Source organism: Micromonospora sp. NPDC049374 (genome assembly GCF_040677165.1).
GTDB lineage: Bacteria > Actinomycetota > Actinomycetes > Mycobacteriales > Micromonosporaceae > Micromonospora.
The window spans coordinates 324153-343754 of sequence record NZ_JBFAQH010000004.1; the positions used below are offsets into that span (position 1 = coordinate 324153).

A 19602-nucleotide genomic window follows, 5' to 3' on the forward strand; every position below is an offset into this window, starting at 1 on the left:
GTCAGTGATGTCAGGAGGTGCCGGAGATGTACCACCAGCCGGTCAACGACGACGCGGGCACGTCCGGGCCGACGCTGCCCTTGCCCCAGAAGTAGTCGTCGAAGTTGACCAGACCGCCCGGCCCGACCGGACCCATGGTGGCCCACACCACCGACGCGGGCTGGTCGTCGATGGAGGCCTGCGCCCATGCCTTACGTACCGGCATCGGCTTGTTCCACCAGAGGAACGGCGTACGCAGCATGTAGTTGGCGAACGTTCCGCCGTGGCTGGCACTGTGGTACGACACGGTGTGGAAGCTGTTGATCTGGTGCAGGCCGTCGAAGGCGCCACCCCAGCGCTGCCACCACCGCTTCCCGCCGGATTCTTTGGCGAGCACCAGGCAGGTGAAGAGGCTCATCCACTCGACGTCTCCGTTGCCCCAGCGGGCCTCGGTGTTCGCCAGGAACGTGTCGTCGTTGCTGCTGCACCCGGCGAAGCTGAACCCGGTGGGCGACCCGTGCCCCTGCCAGTAGGTCATGTCGACGTGATCGGTCCAGTTGCTGTCGTCACCGCCGTACGCCGGGTCCTTGAAGTCCTGCTCCCAGGCGTTGGCATTCAACCAGCTGAACTCGACCGGGATGCCCCGGGAGGTGAACTGGCCGTTGAACGAGGCGAGGTTGTTGCCGGTCCACGGCAGACCGGAGCAAGGGCCGGTGCCCTCGCTGCCCACATCGACGACACCGTAGGCCTGGACACGCGGTGCCGCGAGCGCCGCCGCCGGCCGCCGCGGCGGCACCGGTGACGGAGTGACCTCGGGCAATTCGGCGTCCACGGCCGCCGGGACGAAGGTGATCTGCGCCGGTGAGCCGTCGGCGTTGACACCCGAGCAGCGGAAGCTCGGCTCGATACGGTCCAGCTTCGCGTCGAGGGCGGGTGCCGCGTAGGCGTAGTCGGCCTGCTGGATCCGTACGGCACCACGCAGGGCCTTGGCGCACCGTTCCCGGCCGGCTTCGCTGTCGAGGACCCGCACCGGCTCGCCCCGCGCCAGGACGCGCGTGCTGTAGGACAGTTGGGTGACCGCGCCCTCAGGGCCGAAGCCGACCCTGATCTTCGCGCCCGGACCCTCGTACGGAAGCCCGTTCAGGTCGAACGAGAACGACACCGTGGTGTCCAGCGCCGCCGAGACCGTCTGCTCGCCCTTGGAGTCGACCATTTCCAGGGTGGTGTGACCGACGGTGGGCCGGGCCTGCTCGGGGTACAGGCCGGCGCGGGTCAGCGCCTCGCGGGTCAGGCTCAGCGCCTTGTCGGCGTCGATCGGACGCAGGCGAGCCAAGGCCGCCTCGTCCAGCACGCTGCCGACCGTCGGGTTGCCATCCTCGTCCTTACCCGTCTCGCCGACCGTGATCGACGGGATGTCGAGGAAGCCCTGCTCGTCCGCGAACCGCACGCTGCCGTCCTGGGAGCGGGAAAGCCGTTCGATGCCGAACGCCTTTCCCAGCGCGGCGGCCTGGGCTTCACTGAGGCCCGCGGCACGGACCTGGTAGGTCGGCAGCTCAGCGGTCGCGGCGGCGACCGGGCCACCAGACGCAGCGAGGGTTGCGGCTCCGGTCGTGCCGGCGACGGCCAAGCCAAGGCCGAGCCGCCACCACCGGCTGCGAGAACGTTGATGTGACATGGAAACCTCCCGTTCGACGAGGCGCGCGAACCGCGCCACAAGCAAGACGACGGAGGTCGCCACCGGATACACGGTCGGCCTGTCAGCTACCTGACTGGTGGTCCCCGCTCGCCGTTCCACACCGGGTCTCGACGGCGCGGTGATAGCGGTGGGCGAGTTCGCGTACGAGTTCGACGAGTTCAGCGGGCTCGGTGACGGTGAAGTCGAAGCCGAGCAGGCCGAGGTGGACGGCGAGCGCCTCGATGCTGTCGGCTCCCGTGTCCAGGACACAGCGACTGTCGTCGACCGGCGTGATCGTGCCGACGGCGGGGTTGATGCGCTCGGCGAGCTGTTCCGCCGGTGTGTGTACGACGACTCGGGCCCGGTATCGCCAGGCGGCCGACGAAGCTCCCCGCCGGACCTGGTCGACGGCCTCCTCGGGAAGGTCACGGGGATTGAAACGGGGGCCGGCCGGTCCACGCGGGTCGAGTCGGTCCACCCGGAACGTGCGCCAGCCAGCCCGGTCGAGGTCGTAGGCGACCAGGTACCACCGTCGCCCCCAGTTGACCAGTCGGTAGGGCTCGACCTCCCGTCGGCTCTCGGAGCCGTCGTGGCTTCGGTAGTCGAGCCGCAGGCGTTCGTGGTCGCGGCAGGCGGAGGCGATGGCGCTCAGCGTGTCCGCGCTCACCCGGGGGCCGGGGTCGTCTCGGGGCACCGAGACGGCGTACCGCTGGAGGGCGTTGACCCGGCGCCGGAGTCGGGTGGGCAGCACCTGCTCCAGTTTGGTCAGCGCGCGCAGGGCGGTCTCCTCGACTCCGGTGATCGTGCCGCCGGCGGCGGTACGCAGCCCGACTGCGACCGCGACCGCTTCCTCGTCGTCGAGCAGCAGCGGCGGCAGGGCGGCCCCGGCACCCAGCCGGTAACCGCCCACCGCGCCGCGCGTGCCGTGCACGGGGTAGCCGAGGCTGCGCAGGCGCTCCACGTCGTTGCGGACCGTCCTCGTGCTGACCGACAGCCGCTGGGCCAGTTCGGTGCCCGTCCACTCCCGGGGCGTCTGGAGAAGGGACAGCAGGCGCAACAGCCGCGCCGAGGTTTCCAACATTTCTCGGAGTCTGCCACCTGATTAGGAATGGAGCTTGCCTAATAGGTTCCTACGCTGATCACCATGACGAACGACAGCAGACTCGCCCCGTTCCGGATCGACATCCCTCAGACCGACCTCGACGATCTCCAGGAGCGGCTGGCCCGGACCCGGTGGGCCGAGGAACTGCCGGCGGACGACGCGGTGCCCACGGGACCGGTGCCGCCCGGCTGGGAGTACGGCGTCCCAGTGGGTTACGTCAAGCGGTTGGTCGAGCGGTGGCGCACCGAATACGACTGGCGTGCCTGGGAGGCGAGGCTGAACCTGTACCCGCAGTTCATCACCGAGATCGACGGCCAGAACATCCACTTCCTGCACGTCCGGTCACCGGAGCCGGACGCGACGCCGCTGATCCTGACCCACGGCTGGCCGACCACGGTGGTCGAGTGGTTGGACGTGATCGGCCCGCTCACCGACCCAACGGCCCATGGCGGCGACCCAGCGGACGCGTTCGACCTGGTCATCCCGTCGGTGCCGGGCTTCGGCCTCGCCGGGCCCACCCGGGAGCGGGGCTGGGACCGGTACCGGGTGGCGCGGGCCTGGGCCGAGCTGATGCGCCGGCTCGGATACGACCGGTACGGCGCGGCCGGCAACGACGGCGGTTCGCTGATCTCGGTCGAGGTGGGCCGGGTCGACCCGGAACACGTCTGCGGCGTACACGTCACGCAGGTCTTCTCCTTTCCGTCCGGCGACCCTGCCGAGTTGGTCGGCCTCTCCGAGGAGGAGCGCGGGAAGCTGACGTTCACCGAATGGTTCACCCAGAACCGGGGCGCGTACGACAAGCTCCAGTCCACGGAGCCGCAGAACCTGGCGCACGCCCTGGCCGACTCGCCGGCCGGCCTGCTGGGCTGGCACGCCCAGTTGCTCGGTGAGCAGCTCGACCCGGATTACGTGCTCACAAACGTGATGCTCTACTGGCTGACCAACACGGCGGCCTCCGCGGCCCGCTTCTACTACGAGGACGCGGCGGCGGCGCCCGTACAGCAGAAGTCCAACGGCCGGGGCACCTCCGTGCCGGAGCCGACCACCGTGCCGCTCGGCCTGGCCAATTTCGCCTGGGACTTCCCGTCGATCCGCAGGTTCGCCGAGCGCGACCACCAGAACATCGTCTCCTGGAACACCTACGACCGGGGCAGCCACTTCGCTGCGCACGACGCCCCCGATCTGCTGGTCAACGACATCCGGCAGTTCTTCCGCAAGGTTCGCTGAACCTCCTCCATCACCCTCAGCGGGTCCGACGAAAGGAAACCCCTCATGTACCTCGTCATCGGCGCCACCGGTCACTTCGGACGCCAGACGGTGGAGGAACTGGTCGCCGCCCAGGTGCCGGTGCGGGCGCTGACCCGCACCCCGGAACGGGCCGCGCTCCCCGACGGCGTCGACGTCGTCCACGGCGACCTGACCAAGCCGGAGACGCTCCCGGCGGCACTGGCCGGCGTCCACGCCGCCTTCCTGGTCCCGCAGTACGGCATGGACGTCGCCCCACTGCTGGCGGCCGCGAAGGCGGCCGGCCTGCGTCGGCTGGTGTTCCTGTCCTCCGGAGCCATCGTCTCGCAGGCCGAGCGGCAGCCCAATGTGATAGCCCAGTACCACCGGGACGTCGAGCGGGCCATCGAGGCGTCCGGCATCCGATGGACGTTCCTGCGACTGCTCTTCCCGGCCGTCAACTCACTGGCCTTCGGGATGCAGCTGCAAGGCGGCGACGTGATCCGTGCGCCGTACGCCGAGGCGGCGTTCAGCGCCGTACACGAACGAGACGTGGCCGCGGTGGCTGCGCGGATCCTCACCGACGGCGGGCATGAAGGACGAACCTACGAGCTGACCGGCCCCGAGTCGCTGACCCAGGCGCAGCAGATCCAGATACTCGGCAAGACGCTCGGACGCTCGCTCAGCGTCGAGACCCTCGACCCGCAGCCCGTGCTGGAGCAGATGAGCCAGTTCATGGACCGCGAGTTTCTGACGGCGCTGTTCGGCCTCATGGCGGAGGCGGTCGGCAAACCCGCGCCGGTCAACGACGTCATCGAGCGGATCACCGGGAACCCCGCGCGGACCTACGCCGCGTGGGCCGAGGATCACCGGCCCGACTTCGCCGGCTGATTCCGGGTGGCAGGGGCGGGTTCGCCGCCCCTGCCACCCAACCCGCACAGCTCCAGCCGGCGAAAACCTGTCCCGACCGTTGTCGTTGAATCGCCGTCACGACCATTGTCGTTGAATCTCGGAGGGACCACGACATTAGGCGAAGGTGATGTCGGCAGGCGATGATGCCTGTGCGCGCGGCGATGGCGCGTGAGGGAGGTGGCGGGGTGGACGACTGGCTGCCTGACGCTCAGGTGCTCGCCATGCTGGACCTGGAGCCGCAGGGCTGGATGCTGGCCCGGGCGGTGCACGAGGGTCGTCTGATCGTTGACTTCGAACTGGCCTACATCAACGACGCGGGTTGCCGCTTGGTCGGACGGCCACGCGTCGAGTTGGTCGGCCACCGCTACCGGCAGCTGTGGCCGGAGACCGTGCACGACGGGACGCTTCCGTTCTACCGGTCGGTCGTGGAGACGGGGAACCCGGCCCTACGCACCGTGTACTACGAGCGGCAGTCCATCACCGGACATTTCGAGTTCCGGGTGGGGCCGTACCGCGACGGGATCATGGTTCGGTGCGTGGACCTGCGCCAGGTGACGGTGTCTCCGCAGTCGGCCGGTGCGGTACGGCTGTACGACATGCTCGACACCGCGTTCGACGGGTTCACGGTGCTTCGTCCCGTGCGGGACGCCAGTGCGGAAATCGTGGACTTCGTCTGCGAATACATCAATCAGGTCGGGGCCAAGATGACCGGCTGCAGCGTGGAGGATGTGATCGGTCACCGGCTCAGCGATGTCTCTGCCCACAGCTGGGACAGCGGGCTGTTCGATCGCTACCGCACGGTGGCCGAGACCGGGGAGCCGTGGCGGCAGGAGCTGACCTATCCCGAGATCAGCCAGGTGTGGGAGATCAAGGTCGGGCGTACCAGCGGCAGTCACGTCGCGGTGTCGTTCCGGGAGATCACCGAGCAGGTCGACAAACAGCGCCAGCTGGCCGACAGCGTGGCCCGCGCCGAGCAGGCCGCCGCCCGTGCCCGCAGCCTGGAGAGCGTGACCGCGGCGTTGGTGGCGGCGAGCACGACAGCGCAGGTGTACACCGCCATCGGATCGGTGCTGCGGCCCTCGGCCGGCGGGCAGTCCCTGGCGTTGCTCCTGCGCCAGGAGCAGTCCCTGCGCCTTGCCTACCACGCCGCGTACGAACCGGAGGTCGTCGCGCGGCTGCATGATCTGCCGATCGAGCATCCCTACCCGGCGGCGACCGTCGCCCACACCGGAAAGCCGCGCTACCTGACCTCACTGGCGCAGTTCCACGCCGCTCAGCCAGACCCGGAGACAGCCGTCCCGCCCGGGTCCCGCCAGGCGTGGGCCTTCCTCCCGCTGACCGTGGCCGGCGAGGTGCTGGGTGCGCTCGTCGTCGGCTATCGGAGCCCGCGCGACTTCGATCCCGACACCAGATCGACGCTGACGGCACTGGCAGGGCTGGGAGCCCAGGCACTTCAGCGGGCGATGCTGTTCGAGACCAGCGTGTCGATCGCCTCCGAGCTGCAGCACGCGCTGCTGCCGGCGACGCTGCCACAGACGGCGGGGCTGCGGCACGCGACCCGGTACCTACCGTGGACACGCGGCGCCGAGGTGGGGGGCGACTGGTACGACATCATTCCCATCAGTGACGGTGTCGTCGCCGTCGTGATCGGCGATGTCGCCGGCCACAACACCGCGGCCGCGGCGACGATGGGCCAGGTCCGTGACGCACTGCGCGCGTACGCCATCGCCGGGCAGCGGCCGTCCGTGGTCATGAACAACGTCAACCACCTCATCCGCGCCCTGCGACTGAACACCATGGCCACCTGCTGCTACCTGCAACTGGACGTCGCCGAGGGTGCCGTCACCGGAGTGCTCGCCGGACATCCACCGCCGATCCTGCGCGACGCACACACCACCGGTCTGGTCCGTCTCCCCACGCACCCCGCCCTGGGTGTCACGGACTCGGTTGTCTACCGCGAGAACCGCTTCGATCTTCCGCCCGCCGCCACCCTGGTGCTGTACACCGACGGACTCGTGGAGGACCGCAGCCATCCGCTCGACCGGGGCCTGGAGGAGTTGTGCGCGGCAGTGCACGACGCGCCCCGCCTCGACCCGGCCGAGATCCTGGACCACATCCTGGCCAGTGACGTCGGTCCGTCGCCACGACGCGACGACATCGCCCTGCTCTGCCTCACCCGGGACCCGGTCGAGCACTGACGGGTTATCGGCTGGGCTCAGGCTGCGACGGGCAGCCCGGCCAACCGCCATTCGAGCATGCCCTCATCGAGGCGGTGAGCGGCCCGGCCGTGCGCGGACAGGATCCGCACCGCCTCGTGGGCGAACACGCAGTATCGACCGCGGCAGTAGGCGATCACCTCGACGTCGGCGGCGATCTCGGCGACCCGGTCGGCGAGGTCGTCGATTGGGATACTGATCGCTCCGGGGATATGCCCGGCGGCGTACTCGGCGGCGGGTCGGACGTCGAGGACGACGACCTCGCCCTGCTCGGCTCGGCGGAGCAGTTCTTCGCGCCCGACCGGGACGGCGTCGTCGGGGCCGAGATAGGCGCGGCTGGCCGCGACCACGTCGGCGAGGTGCGTCGCGGCGACGTCACGCAGCATCTGGAAGAGCCCGGCGACGTCGTCGCCGGCGAGCCGGTAGTGGATCCGGGTACCGTCGCGGCGGGAGGCGACGAGACCTGCCTGGCGGAGGGTCTGCAGGTGGGCCGAGGCGGTCGTCAGCCCGAGCCCGGCGGCACGGGACAGCGCGTCGACGCTGCGCTCGCCCTGAGCGAGCAGGTCGAGTATCTCCAACCGTTTGCCGTTGCCGAGCGCCTTGCCTACCCGGGCAAGGTTGTCGAAGAGTGCCGCCTTGCGCGTCGGGTCGCCCATATCATCCTCCAGCTTTGCATGGAAGACTGTACCAGCCGTGAGCCAGCGACGACGAAGCCGATCTTGGACAGCGGACCCGGCCCTACACCGGCCCCGTCAGCCGTCTTCCGAGGCAGCGGTGCGCACGGCGCGCCGTGCAGACGATGCGGTCACGGCAGCTGCCCGCGCGGGCAGCAACCGCGCACCGGCAAGCGAGCCGGCCACGATCACCGCCAGCACCAGCAGCGCGCCCCGGGGGCTACCGGCGAAGGAGGCGACACCGTCCAGTCCGGACCGGCCGGAGCCCGGCTCGGGCATGGATTGTCGAACCGCAGCGGCCAGTTGGAGTGCCCCTCCGACCAGCGCCACGCCCACCGCCCCAGCGAGTTGGCGGCCCGTGTTGAGCACCCCGGCACCGGCGCCGAGCAGGTGCTCCGGCAGCCCTCGCATCGCCTCGGTACTGACGGGCGCCATCACCAAGCCGACCGCGAGCCCGGCGATTGCCAGCGGTCCCAGAAAGTCGAGCGCGCCGGCCGTCGCGTCACCGACGACCGCGAGCCAGCCGAGGCTGACGGCGAAGGCGACGAAGCCAGCGGTGATGATCCGTCGACCACCCCAACGGTCGGTCAAATGCCCCGCGAGGGGTGAGACCACTCCGGACACCACGGCCATCGGCAGGAACACCAGGCCGGTGCGGACCGGTCCGCTACCCAGCGTGCCCTGTAGATGCAGCGTCACCAGCAGCATCATCCCGAACATCACGGCGAACTGTGCCGCGGCCAGGGCCGCCGAGACCGTGAAGGAACGGTGCCGAAGCAGTGCGCCGGGCACCAGAGGTTCACGACGGTGCTGCTCCCATCGGACGAAGCCCGCGAAGAGCAGCAGGCCGGCGCCGAAGAGCACCGGCACGGCGGCGTCGGTGTCGTACCGACCGGCGGTCAGCAGCGCGTACGTGATCATGCCGACACTGGCCGCGATCAGTACCACGCCGCCGAGGTCGAGCCGATGGCGGCGACTGGGAGCGCGTTCCGGCACGAACCGGCGCACCAACGCGAGCGCTCCGAGACACAGCGGCACGTTGACCAGGAAGGCCGAGCGCCAGCCGAGTTCCGCCACGAGCAGCCCGCCGAGCACCGGGCCGACGATGGCAGCCAGCGCCATGGTGGCACCGACCATTCCGAACGCGGTGCCCCGGCGGTGGGCCGGAACCGCCACCGTGATCAGGCCGAGGGTCTGTGGAACGAGGAGGGCGCCGCCGACGGCCTGCACGCACCGGGACGCGACGAGCAGGGGTACCGATCCGACGACACCGCAGAGAACCGAGCCGACGAGAAACACCAGCAGCCCGGCCACGAGCACCTTACGGAAGCCGAGCATGTCGCCGATCCGGGCGCCGGGGATCAGGAGCGCCCCGTAGGCGAGGACGAAGGCGTTCACCACCCACAGCGCCTGGTCGAGGCCGGCCCCCAGCTCCCGCATCAGGGTCGGAAGCATGACCTGTACGACGGTGGTGTCGGTCATCACCACGAAGGTGGCGAGACAGAGCGCCAGTACCGTCGGAACGAAGCGGGTGGAGACTTCGGTAGCGGCGCGGTCCGGCATGTCGTCACCTTCGGATCCGGGGTGGTGGGTGGGGCTCAGACGGTGTCGAGCAGTCCGTGCATGACGTGCGGTGCCGCCTCGAGCTGGAAGTTCATCGACGGGTGGTGACGCTTCACGGTGCCCTCCAGCGACAGCAGGCAGAGCAGTGGGAAGACGAACTGGGGTTCGGCGAACAGCCCGCGGCGCCGTTGCAGGTCGAACAGCTCGACCGAGAAGGCGACGAGGCTGAACTCCTCGGCCGTCAGGCCGGCGCTGCCGGTCACCAACCGGATCACGTCCCGGCGGAAACCGTCGATGTCGGCGCCGGACAGGTCACCCCGGGTGGTGGAGAGCAGTATGTCGGCGCAGGTCTCGCCGTCTCCTCTGATCATCCCGGCGAAGAACTCGGTGAACGTTCGACGGGCCGGTTCGGCCATTCGGAAGGCGAAGCCGGCGTCGACCACGGCGACGGTGCCGTCGGTACGGAAGTAGGTGTTGCCCTGGTGCAGGTCGACGTGGATGAAGCCGTTGATGAACAGCATCCGGTAGACGGCCTGCACCAGCGCACGTACCTCCTGCTCCCGCTGCCGAGGGGCAAGCTGATGAACGGTGGAGGTGTCGAGGCCGTCGAGGAACTCCATCGTGATCACACCCGGTCGGCAGTGTTCGGCGACCACCTGCGGCACGACCACGCCCGGTACGCGGCCGAGGTCCTCGCGTAGCTGGCGCAGGTTCTGCGCCTCGGCGACGAAGTCGAGCTGTGTCAGCAGTGAATCGGCGAGCTGGTCCACGATCTCCGCCAGCGGGATCCGGCGCAGCTTCGGCAGCCGTTGCAGCGACGCGGCCAGGGCCCGGATCGCCGCCAGGTCGCTGCGCATGGCCCAGCCGACGTCAGGCCGGAGCACCTTGACCGCGAGAATGCGGCCCTCGGTCTCGGCTCGGTAGACACACGCGACGGAGCCGCTGGCCACGGGGGGCCGGCGAACGGCTTCCTCGAGGAAGGCGGGCACCTGGCCGAAGCCGCTTCGGACAGTACTCAGGGCCGCTCCGGCGCTCATCGGTCTGGCCCGGTCGTGCAGCCGGCCGAGAGCGGCGGCGAGATCGGGGCCGATCACGTCCACCCGGGTGGCGAGCAGCTGTCCGAGCTTCAGGTACGCGCCACCGAGTCGGTCGAGTAATCGGCTCAGTTCGACGCCGAGGGCATCCGGCCGGCGGGCGACTCGGGCGGCGGCCAGGCGCAGCGCTGCCGCACCTACCTCCGCGCCGACCCGGGCTGTCCGGACCGCCACGTGCGTAAGGGATCGTGGCAAGGTCGGTCACCTCCTGTCGAGCCGCTCCTCCGCCGCGTGCCGCAGCTGCATGGGCGGTCGGGTGAACACACCGTCCGGCAACGCCACGGCGGGGCTGGTTCGGATGAACTCGGTCCGGTGGCCGGTGCGCGACCGGCACACCTCGATACGCCGAGGGGGTTCCTCTCCCCCGGCACCACCGTGCTCGGTGATCTCCCAGGTACGCAGCGGCTGCCCGTCGCGCCGCAACAGGCGCCGGGACACCAGTCCCCGGTCCAGGTCCACGAACTCGGTGACCTCGAGCGTCGGCAGGCTGGGCGGACCGAGATAGTGACGGGTGTCCGGTGCCACCGCGGCGGAGCCGTCGAGGTTCCGGTCCTCGGCGTGGGTGGTCTCGACCGGCCGCAGCGCCGGGTGTGACCATGCCATCAGGTCGAGGTAGCTGACGTCGGTCAAGGGTAGGCAGTCGAAGGTCAGCGGTTCGGCCACCGGCAACGGCGCGGCCATGGTCGGCAGGAACGTGTGGACCTGACAACGACCGGCCAGCTTGTCCTCCTCGATCCGGACGTACGTGCCGGACAGCACGGCCGGCTGTAGGACGAAGAGCACGGTGGTGGCGCGCGTGGGACGCTCGCCGTCGAAGCGACGGGCGAGCAGGTAGCGCATCGGGTTGCGGCCGATCGCCGTCTCCACGCTGAAGGTGTAGGCCGTGAGCCGGCCCGCCCGAAGGTTCGGACGGACCGGCCCCGCAACACGCACGTCGTCCATGTTCTCAGTGCTTAGGCGAGCACGCCGGCGAGGTACTCCGGGATCACCGCGCTGTCGATCGGGACGTGGTGCAGGAGCGCACCGATCTCGATGTCCGCCGCGATGAGCTCGCCGACCTGACGGTTCTCACCGTCGTACAGCGGGTACCTCATGGAGGTACGGGATACGTCGCCGATCGGCGGGACCATGGCGACCCGGGACTCGAGCCGCACGATCTGCTCGCCCGTGGTCACGGTCTGGCCGAGCTGCTCCACCTCGAACTGCGGGTAGATCGCGGTGACGCAGTCCTTGATCGGCATGGGGGTGGTGAAGTGGGACGGGCTGGGCTTGACCCGCGCACCCTCCGGCTTGGCCGGGGTGTTCATGACCTTGACCTGGCCGAAGATGTCGCTGTGGCCGGTCACCTGGAGGGACAGGAACTGGGCCGTGATGGTGCTGCTGGCCCAGTCCAGCTCCCGCCCCTGCGCGGCGTGCGGGTCGTGGCGACGGTAGATCGCCATGCCGTACAGGTCGACGACGTCCTCACCCAGACCGTCGATGCGGACGTGGATCCGCTCACGGACGGTGAACGCCTCGAGGGCCGACGGGGTCAGCGTGTACGGGCGGATCGGGTACAGGTTCCCCGGCCCTCCCCACGCCGCCTCGTGCCCTTCGACGACCTTCGCCGGGGCGAGGCTCTCGCCGTCGATGCCGACGGCGACGCCCCTTTCCTGCAGCATCCTGATGATGTTCAGTGGTCGAGTCATGACCTTGTCCTTTCGCTCCTGCGATGTCTGGACGGGTTCGGCGGTACCGGCTAGTCGGCCAGTGACGCCATCAAGGCATCAAGCCTGTCGACGACGTGCGCGAAGTCGACCTTGCGCGCGGGGATCGCGGTCTTGGCCACCGTCTGGTCACCCAGCTCGGCCACGAGCACCTCGATCAGGCGGTCAAGGTTGTTGTGAGCGATGCTCACCGGAAAGTGCATGAGGGGTACGGCGTGCGCCGGGTCCGCCTTGGGCTCCCCGGACTCGAGTCGACCCTCCGAGCCGGACGACTGCCGCCAGGCCTGCTCGACGGACAGGTCGTAGCGGTGGAAGGTCTGGTCGTAGTAGGGACGCCACCGCTCCCGCAACTCGTTGGCGGAGATCTTCTCCTCGAGGTAGTCGATGGCCGCGGGCACGAAGACCTCGCGGTACTGGCTGATCAGCGCGGTGATGTCCGGCGAGGCTGTCCCGATGGTGCTGCCGCTTGTCGTCATGGCGTTCTCCGATCCTGAGCTGAAGCGGTGACGGACGGGTCCTGGGGAAGGGCGTTCGGTCTGCCGCCGGTACCGGGGGCGCGCGCCGTCGCGTCGGGTCTCGGGGTGCGGGGACGAGACGACGGGAACCGGCAGTGGTCTCCGGCGGCCGCGTCGGTGGGGTGTCGGCGGCTGACGCGTCTTCCGCTATGAACAGCGAACCACTTTAGAAAGATATAGTCAATGGCCATGGATGGATTTTCTGGCCGGCTCGGCCAGCCACCCACACCCCACCGCTGAACAGCACAAAGGACGGCCAGCACCCGGACCACGGGCGCTGGCCGTCAGCAACGCGTCGACGGTTGGCTACCGATGAGCTTGCCTTCAGCCGCTCGGTAACTGATCCGATCGGTACCTCAGTGGCCGCGGGCGCACATGCTGTAGCCGTCGCGGATGATGGCCGTGGCCATCGGCACGTAGGTCGCCGGATCCTCCGGAACGACCACGGCCAGCCCGTCGCAGTAGCGGTTGTACATGCAGAAGGCCGCGGAGATCAGGACCGTGTCATGGATCTCGATGTCGGTCGCCCCCTCGCCGCGGGCCGCCTCGACCATCCGCTCGGTGACCGCGTGCCCGCTCTCCTGCACGGCTCCGGCAATGGTCAGCAACGCCTTCAGTTTGGGGCTGATCGGGGCGCTGACGTGGTCCGCCAGCACCTTGTCCACCAGGGAGCGGCCCTCGGGATGCTGCTGGGCACTCATCTCGCTGTGGGTGTTGGTACAGAACCGGCACTCGTTGAGCACCGAGACGTACGCGGCGATCAACTCCCGCTCGGCCCGGCTGAGCGTGTGCTCGTCGCGGAGCAGGACTTCGGCCAGTTCGCTCAGCGGACGGCCGGTCTCCTGGCGGTACTGCATGAGGCCGGGGGTGCCGGGCATCAGGCCGGCGGGCAGGGTGACGTGGGGCATGGCGAACTCCCTCGCTGGACGCGTGAGTGGGCACCGGTGGGATCGGGCCATTCCCGCAACATGCGAATTCTTGCGGGGTTTCCCCTCCGGGTTCTACGCAGGCCAGTCTCTTGCTTTAGAACAATATAGTCAAGAGATAGGCTCCGACCCAGCAACCGCCCGCCACAAGGCGATGGGCGGCGACGAGGAGGCACCATGCCCGAATCGACAGGGATGAACCAGAGCCAGTTGTCGCGGTCCGGCGGACCAGTTGGACGACGGGCTCTGCTGCGCGGCGCGACGCTCGCCGCGCCGGCGATGGCGCTGCTCCCGCCGGCGACCGCGACGGCGGCGACGGCCACCCCGCCGCGCTTCAATCCGCACGACTGGCGCTCGGTCCGAAACCAGTTCCTCCTCACCCGACAGCACGCCCACTTCGCCGCGTTCATGCTGGCGTCCCATCCGGCCTCCGTGCGGACCGCCATCACGGCCGTCCGCAACCAGCTCGACACCTACCCCGAGCGGTATCAGATGGGTCTGGCCGACATCGAGCTCGGTGCCCGCGCCCGGGCCGCCCTCGCCGACTACATCGGGGCCGCTCCGGCCGAGATCGCACTCACCGACAGCACCACGATGGGCATCGGTCTGGTCTACGCCGGCCTGCGGCTTCGCCCCGGTGACGAGGTGGTGACCACCACGCACGAGTTCTACTCGACGTACGAGGCGCTGCGGCTGCGCCGGGAATCCGACGGCGTGGTCGTCCGGGAAGTCGCACCCTACGACGACCCCGCCGCCGCGCGGGCGGAGGTGATGGTGGCGCGGCTGCTCGATGCGGTCACTCCACGCACCCGGGTACTGGCCATGACCTGGGTGCACTCGAGCACCGGGGTCAAGCTTCCGGTGCGCCGCATCGCGGAGGCGATCGCCGAGTTGAACTCCCGCCGCAACGTCGAGGAACGAATCCTGGTCTGCCTCGACGCGGTGCACGGCTTCGCGGTGGAGGACATCGACGTGCCGGCGCTGGGGGTCGACTTCTTCATGACGGCGACGCACAAGTGGCTGTTCGGCCCGCGCGGGACCGGCTTCGTCTGGGGCCGTCCGGAGGCCTGGGCACGGCTGCGGACGACCATCCCGAGCTTCTCGATCCCGGCGTTCGTCGGCTGGCTGACCGGACAGCCACCGCTCGGTGCTCCCGGCGACCTGCACAGCCCTGGCGGCTACCACTCCTTCGAGCAGCGGTGGGCCCTGCCCGAGGCGGTGGCTTTCCACCGGGCGGTGGGGCGGGACCGGATCGCGGCGTACACGCACGCGCAGGCCCGCCAGCTCAAGGAGGGTCTGGCCCAGCTGTCCCACGTCCGGCTGGTCACCCCGCGCTCGCCGGAGCTGTCCTCCGGGATCGTCTGCTGTGCCATCGACGGATTGAGCGCCGAGGAGGTGGTCACCCGGCTTCGGGACAGACATCGCATCCTCGCCGGTGCGACCCCCTACCGGCAGTCCTACGTCAGGTTCGGACCGAGCCTGGTGACCAGCCCGCAGGAGGTGACCCGGGTCGTCCGGGCGGTGGCCGCACTACGCTGAACCCCGCGGCGTGGACGCCGTCCTGACTGTCGGCAGGGCGGCGTCGCCGTTGCCGCACTCACCAGACGGGGTCGCTCGCACCGCCTCGTCGTACGCGTGCAGCTGTCCGAGCAGGGAGACCACCGCAGCACCGACCCCCTCGGTCTGGCCCACCCTGACCAGGATCTCGGTCAACGCCTCGATCCACCTGCTGTTGGACAGCGCGCCGGTGTCGGCCACGTCGAAACCTGCCTCGGTCAGGACGGCCACCGCCCGCCGCTTGGGCAGGCCCTCGTCGCCGGCCACCGGCACCAGCACCCGACATCTCCGGTCCAACCCGGCGATCTGGCGCGGGGACAGGCAGTTGAGGGCCTTCACCACCGTCCGCGCCGGGAAGGCCGACGCCACGGACTCGGCTCCGGAGCAGCCGCCCACGAGCGTCGCCCGACGGCCCAGACCCGGATTGGACATGTCGATGACCGGCGTACCGGGCAGCACCGGCCCGAGATCGCGGGCGAGCTGCCGGTAGTCGGCGAAGACGGGAGTGGCGAGCAGGATCACGTCGGCGCCGGCGGCGACCCAGCGGGGGTCGCCGGCACGCGCGCCCGGCAGCGCGTCGGCGAGCCGGCGGGCACTGCTCTGCCGCCGGCTGGTGAGGCTGACCGGGAAGCCGCGGGCCGCGAAGAGACGGGCCAGGGCTGATCCCATCGCGCCGCAACCCACGATGCCGATGGTCGGCCTCGCGGCCGGTGCCGGCCGACGAACCAGTCGGTCCTGGTGCGTCCCGGATCCTCGCCCGGTCGACCCCGCCGCACCCTTGGCATGCGGGGCGGGAAGCCGCCGCGACTGGTCATCGGGAAACACTTTTCAACCCCCGCCGTCGACGCGTCGCTTCAGTTATCGATCGTATTCACTGACGATCTGACACTGTCAAGCAACGGCGCAGGCTGCGAGATGCCGCGCGTGGGCGAACCGATGGCCGTCAGTCGCAGGGCGGCATCTCCGGCAGCTCCGCGCCACCGGAGACGCCGCCTTCGGCGAGCATCGCGAACCGGCGCAGGATCCCTGGCCAGCCATTGGCGAACTTGTGGTACCGGTCGAACAGGGCCGGATCGAGCCGCTCCCAGCCGTGATGGGTCACCATGACCCGGGTCAGGGCCGGCCCGAGCCGCTGAAAACGGATCTCCACCTCGGTGAAGTCCGGCCCGGGTGTCACCTCCCAGGTGAAAGAGAGTGACTCCGGTGGCCGCCACGACGTGATCCGACCCCAGTCGGACTGGCTGCCGTCGTCGCGTACCTCGTAGATGCGTCCGTCGAGGTGAGCCTCGACGATCACGTCGCGCACCGCACCCGGCGCGAGAACCCTGGTCTGGATCGGCCACCATTCGGCGAGCCGTCCGATGAAGGTGTCGAAGGTCCGCTCCTGTGCCGCCTCGACCAGCACGGCCTGACGTATCGGCTCAACAATGTTGACGGAGGACGACCTCGCGGCATCGGCGGCAGCCATGCCGGCCAGTCTGCCAGAAAACCCTAGCTGGCAGCCGCCACGCCGCCGTCTTCGCGGCCGGTGTCCTCCACGATGTCGCGAGCCACCTCCATCCGCTGCCGCCACAGCGCCTCGAGAAACGCCCGCAGTTCCGTCAGGCCCGTCTCACTGGCCCGGTAGAGACGCCGTGTCCCCTCCCGCCGCTCGGTCACCAGCCGCGCCTCCTTCAACACCTGGAGGTGCTGCGAGACCGCCGCCCTGGTCACGTCGAACTGCTGAGCGATCTCACCGGCCGACATCTCCGTGGGCGAGACCAGGGTCAGGATGGCTCGACGGCGTGGCTCCGCGATGGCGCGGAGCACCACGTCGACGTCCTGAGCGGGTCCTTGACTGGGCATCACGGGCACCCTAGCCGGCGAGTCACGCGCGCTGCCAGAGACCCATCCGGTTGCCCTCCACGTCGCTGAAGACAGCGAGGTGCCCCGTGCCGGGAATCTCGTAGGGCGACACCTCGGTCTTGCCGCCGAGGGACTCCGCCTTGGTCAGGGCGGCGTTGATGTCGTCGACGACCACGTAGACGAGCACCCCGGAGGTGCGGCCGTCACCAGCCTTCCCGATGCCACCGGGAATACCCTCGCCGCCAGTGTCGATCATCGCGTAGTTCATCTGCTCGACGTAGTTGAGTTTCCAGTCGAAGAGATCGGCGTAGAACTGGCGCGACTTGGCGCCGTCCTTGACGGCGATCTCGAACCAGGCGACTGGCTGTCCCATGACCACTCCTCACGGTTGCGGTTCGGCTACCCGGCAAAGTCTAGGTGCCGGCTTTCATTAGCGCCAGCTTTCGCAAGTAACAGCTATCAGAGGACACCTCATGCCCGCCGATGCCCACCCGTCGCTCGAATCTTGCTGGCCCACGCCATGGCCCTTGACGCCCCGATCGAGGCGCTCCTATGGTCGAGTCGTAGTTCACTATATGTTTGTCAATTGAAGTCGGTAGCGATCCGGCCGCCGACACCGCAGGAGGTCATGCCCTGATGAGCGCCTTCCCACCGGACTGGTTCGACGCCGTCTACCGGGGCGAGGGTCCACTGGGCCTCCCACCCTGGGACGTCGGCACGCCCCAACCGGCCTTCGTCCGACTCTACGAACGCGGAGAGCTGCGGTCCGGTCGCGTCCTGGACGCCGGTTGTGGAACCGGCGACCTCGCCCTCTACCTTGCCGGCCACGTGGTCGAAGTGGTGGGTTGCGACCTGTCCCCGACCGCCGTCGAGCTGGCTCGCCGCAAGGCCGCCAGCCGCGCGTTGCCGGTACGGTTCGAAGTCGCCGACCTCACCGCGCTCACCCGGTTCGCCGGCTGGTTCGACGCCGTGGTGGACTGCGGCGCGCTGCACGTGCTCGACGCCCCGGCCCGGCACCGGTACCTGCGCTCGCTGCACGAGGTCAGCCTCCGGGACGCGACCCTGCACGTCCTCGCGCTCTCGGCCGACGCGCCGCGCTTCGGACCCGAGGGCCTCAGCCGCGAGGCGCTGGCCACCGAACTCACCGCGACCGGGTGGCGGGTACGGCACACCGACAAGGAGACCCTGCTCGAACGCGTGCCCAACGAGGCCGTCGGGCGGGTCCTGGGGGCGACGCCGGGCGACCTCGTCGAGGTGCCGGCATGGCTGGTCACGGCGACCCGAGAGCCGGCCGCCGGAGGCTGACGGCGACCTTGCCCCGTTCACCGGCCAATCAGTCCCTCACCGACAGGAGTCGAAGGCGATGACCACTGCGCAGACACCGGCGAGCGACCGGTTCGACGTCTCTCCGCGTACCCCCGACGAGTGGCTCGCCCGCGCCCGTGAGGTGGCCCGGACGCTGGCCTTGGACGCGGCTGAGCGTGACCGGCACGGGCGGGCACCGCACGGTGAGGTCCAACTCCTGAAGGATTCCGGGCTGGTCACGCTGCTGGGGCCCCGGGAACACGGCGGTGGCGGCCAGTCCTGGACCACGGCGCTACGCGCCTGCCGGGAGGTGTCCCGGGCAGACGGCTCGATCGGCCAGTTGCTCGGCTACCACTACCTCTGGTCGTGGGCCGTCCGGTTCTTCGGCACCGAGACACAGATAGCCGAGGAGGAACAGCTCTACACCCGCAACCGCCACTTCTACAGCGGGGCGATCAATCCACGGGACAAGGACCTGACGGTTACCGACGAGGGTGACACCATCCGGCTCGACGGGCGCAAGAGCTTCGCCTCCGGCAGCGGGGTCTCCGACCGGACCTGCCTTGCCGGAAGCCTCCCCGACGGCCGTCCCGTCTTCACCATCGTCGACTCCAAGTCGCCGGATCTGGTCTATCACCACGACTGGGACAACATGGGCCAGCGGCTGACCGAGTCCGGAAGCGTGACGATCAGCGGACTGCGACTGCCGTGGCACGCGGCGATCGGTTACGTCGACAAGACCGCGCACCCGATGCCGTACAACAGCCTCTCCCTGCTCACCCTTCAGCTGATCATGACGAACCTCTACCAGGGCATCGCCGAGGGCGCCGTGTCGGCTGCCGTCGAGTACACCCGTACCACCACCCGCCCCTGGCCGTACGGCGGGGACGACAAGGAGTCGGCGACCGACGAGTGGTACATCCTCGAGGCGTACGGCGATTTCCGGTCCCGGCTGTGGGCCACCGAGTCGTTGATCGACGCGGTGAACGCGCAGCTCGCCGCCCACCTGCACGGCCCTCGTGCGGCGGTCACCTGGCAGCAGCGCGGTGAGACGGCCGTGCGGATCTCCGCGGCCAAGCAACGCATCATCCAGGACGGCCTCGACGTCTGCTCCCGCATCTTCGACGTGATGGGCGCCCGGGCCACCGCCTCGCGGTACGGCTTCGACCGGTTCTGGCGCAACCTGCGCACCCACAGCCTGCACGATCCGGTGGCCTACAAACGGCGCGAGGTCGGCCGCTACGCGCTGCTCGGCGAGCTGCCCCAGCCGTCGTACTACACCTGATCCGCGCCGACCGGGGGTGCCGGC

Annotated in this window: 19 protein-coding genes; 6 read left to right on the forward strand and 13 right to left on the reverse strand. The window is 69.6% G+C overall.

The window, feature by feature from the left end; translation table 11 throughout:
- Positions 1-10 precede the first annotated feature (10 nt).
- Positions 11-1654: a DUF6345 domain-containing protein gene (locus tag AB0J93_RS09820; RefSeq protein WP_363920049.1), complete on the reverse strand. Its 1644-nt coding sequence runs from the start codon at positions 1652-1654 to the stop codon at positions 11-13.
- 82 nt (positions 1655-1736) lie between these two features.
- Positions 1737-2735 (reverse strand): YafY family protein, encoded by a 999-nt coding sequence (locus tag AB0J93_RS09825; RefSeq protein ID WP_363920051.1) that lies wholly within the window; start codon positions 2733-2735, stop codon positions 1737-1739.
- 63 nt (positions 2736-2798) lie between these two features.
- On the opposite strand from AB0J93_RS09825, the gene AB0J93_RS09830 reads away from it, so the two are divergent.
- The 3 genes from AB0J93_RS09830 (at position 2799) to AB0J93_RS09840 (ending at position 7090) form a co-directional block, all read left to right on the forward strand.
- Positions 2799-3983 carry an epoxide hydrolase family protein gene (locus AB0J93_RS09830; protein WP_363920053.1) on the forward strand — a complete coding sequence of 395 codons (1185 nt, stop codon included), beginning with the start codon at positions 2799-2801 and terminating at the stop codon, positions 3981-3983.
- 45 nt (positions 3984-4028) lie between these two features.
- Positions 4029-4871, forward strand: coding sequence for an NAD(P)H-binding protein (locus AB0J93_RS09835; protein ID WP_363920056.1), 843 nt, complete (start codon positions 4029-4031; stop codon positions 4869-4871).
- A 161-nt stretch (positions 4872-5032) separates the two neighbouring features.
- Positions 5033-7090 (forward strand): SpoIIE family protein phosphatase, encoded by a 2058-nt coding sequence (locus tag AB0J93_RS09840; protein WP_363920058.1) that lies wholly within the window; start codon positions 5033-5035, stop codon positions 7088-7090.
- Between the two features lie 17 nt (positions 7091-7107).
- Here the strand turns inward: AB0J93_RS09840 and AB0J93_RS09845 are convergent, their stop codons facing one another.
- The 7 genes from AB0J93_RS09845 to AB0J93_RS09875 all read right to left on the reverse strand — a co-directional run bounded on the left by AB0J93_RS09845 (position 7108) and on the right by AB0J93_RS09875 (position 13568).
- Positions 7108-7764, reverse strand: a complete 657-nt coding sequence (locus tag AB0J93_RS09845; RefSeq protein ID WP_363920060.1) for a metalloregulator ArsR/SmtB family transcription factor — start codon at positions 7762-7764, stop codon at positions 7108-7110.
- 96 nt (positions 7765-7860) lie between these two features.
- The gene (locus AB0J93_RS09850) at positions 7861-9345 is read right to left on the reverse strand and encodes a DHA2 family efflux MFS transporter permease subunit (protein ID WP_363920062.1); all 1485 of its coding nucleotides are present in this window, start codon (positions 9343-9345) and stop codon (positions 7861-7863) included.
- 35 nt (positions 9346-9380) lie between these two features.
- Positions 9381-10613, reverse strand: coding sequence for an AarF/ABC1/UbiB kinase family protein (locus AB0J93_RS09855; protein ID WP_363920065.1), 1233 nt, complete (start codon positions 10611-10613; stop codon positions 9381-9383).
- 27 nt (positions 10614-10640) lie between these two features.
- Positions 10641-11381 carry a hypothetical protein gene (locus AB0J93_RS09860; protein ID WP_363920067.1) on the reverse strand — a complete coding sequence of 247 codons (741 nt, stop codon included), beginning with the start codon at positions 11379-11381 and terminating at the stop codon, positions 10641-10643.
- Positions 11382-11392: 11 nt separating this feature from the next.
- Positions 11393-12127, reverse strand: a complete 735-nt coding sequence (locus AB0J93_RS09865) for a DUF6073 family protein (protein ID WP_363920070.1) — start codon at positions 12125-12127, stop codon at positions 11393-11395.
- Positions 12128-12177: 50 nt separating this feature from the next.
- On the reverse strand, positions 12178-12621 hold the full coding sequence (locus tag AB0J93_RS09870; protein ID WP_363920072.1) for a hypothetical protein: 444 nt from the start codon (positions 12619-12621) through the stop codon (positions 12178-12180).
- Between the two features lie 395 nt (positions 12622-13016).
- Positions 13017-13568 carry a peroxidase-related enzyme gene (locus AB0J93_RS09875; protein WP_363920074.1) on the reverse strand — a complete coding sequence of 184 codons (552 nt, stop codon included), beginning with the start codon at positions 13566-13568 and terminating at the stop codon, positions 13017-13019.
- A gap of 195 nt (positions 13569-13763) precedes the next feature.
- On the opposite strand from AB0J93_RS09875, the gene AB0J93_RS09880 reads away from it, so the two are divergent.
- Positions 13764-15125, forward strand: a complete 1362-nt coding sequence (locus AB0J93_RS09880) for an aminotransferase class V-fold PLP-dependent enzyme (protein ID WP_363920076.1) — start codon at positions 13764-13766, stop codon at positions 15123-15125.
- Here the strand turns inward: AB0J93_RS09880 and AB0J93_RS09885 are convergent.
- From AB0J93_RS09885 to AB0J93_RS09900, 4 genes are all read right to left on the reverse strand, one after another.
- Positions 15117-15968 (reverse strand): NAD(P)-binding domain-containing protein, encoded by an 852-nt coding sequence (locus AB0J93_RS09885; protein ID WP_363920078.1) that lies wholly within the window; start codon positions 15966-15968, stop codon positions 15117-15119. The genes AB0J93_RS09880 and AB0J93_RS09885 overlap by 9 nt on opposite strands.
- Before the next feature lie 118 nt (positions 15969-16086).
- Complete coding sequence (locus AB0J93_RS09890) at positions 16087-16611, reverse strand: SRPBCC domain-containing protein (RefSeq protein ID WP_363920080.1); 525 nt, start codon at positions 16609-16611, stop codon at positions 16087-16089.
- Between the two features lie 23 nt (positions 16612-16634).
- Positions 16635-16988 (reverse strand): metalloregulator ArsR/SmtB family transcription factor, encoded by a 354-nt coding sequence (locus AB0J93_RS09895; protein WP_363920082.1) that lies wholly within the window; start codon positions 16986-16988, stop codon positions 16635-16637.
- Positions 16989-17010: 22 nt separating this feature from the next.
- Positions 17011-17361: a VOC family protein gene (locus tag AB0J93_RS09900; protein WP_363920084.1), complete on the reverse strand. Its 351-nt coding sequence runs from the start codon at positions 17359-17361 to the stop codon at positions 17011-17013.
- Between the two features lie 263 nt (positions 17362-17624).
- Between AB0J93_RS09900 and AB0J93_RS09905 the strand changes: the two genes are divergently transcribed.
- The gene (locus tag AB0J93_RS09905; RefSeq protein WP_363920086.1) at positions 17625-18293 is read left to right on the forward strand and encodes a class I SAM-dependent methyltransferase; all 669 of its coding nucleotides are present in this window, start codon (positions 17625-17627) and stop codon (positions 18291-18293) included.
- 58 nt (positions 18294-18351) lie between these two features.
- A complete protein-coding gene (locus AB0J93_RS09910) occupies positions 18352-19578 on the forward strand; it encodes an acyl-CoA dehydrogenase family protein (RefSeq protein WP_363920088.1) in 1227 nt (408 codons plus the stop codon).
- Positions 19579-19602: the final 24 nt, after the last annotated feature.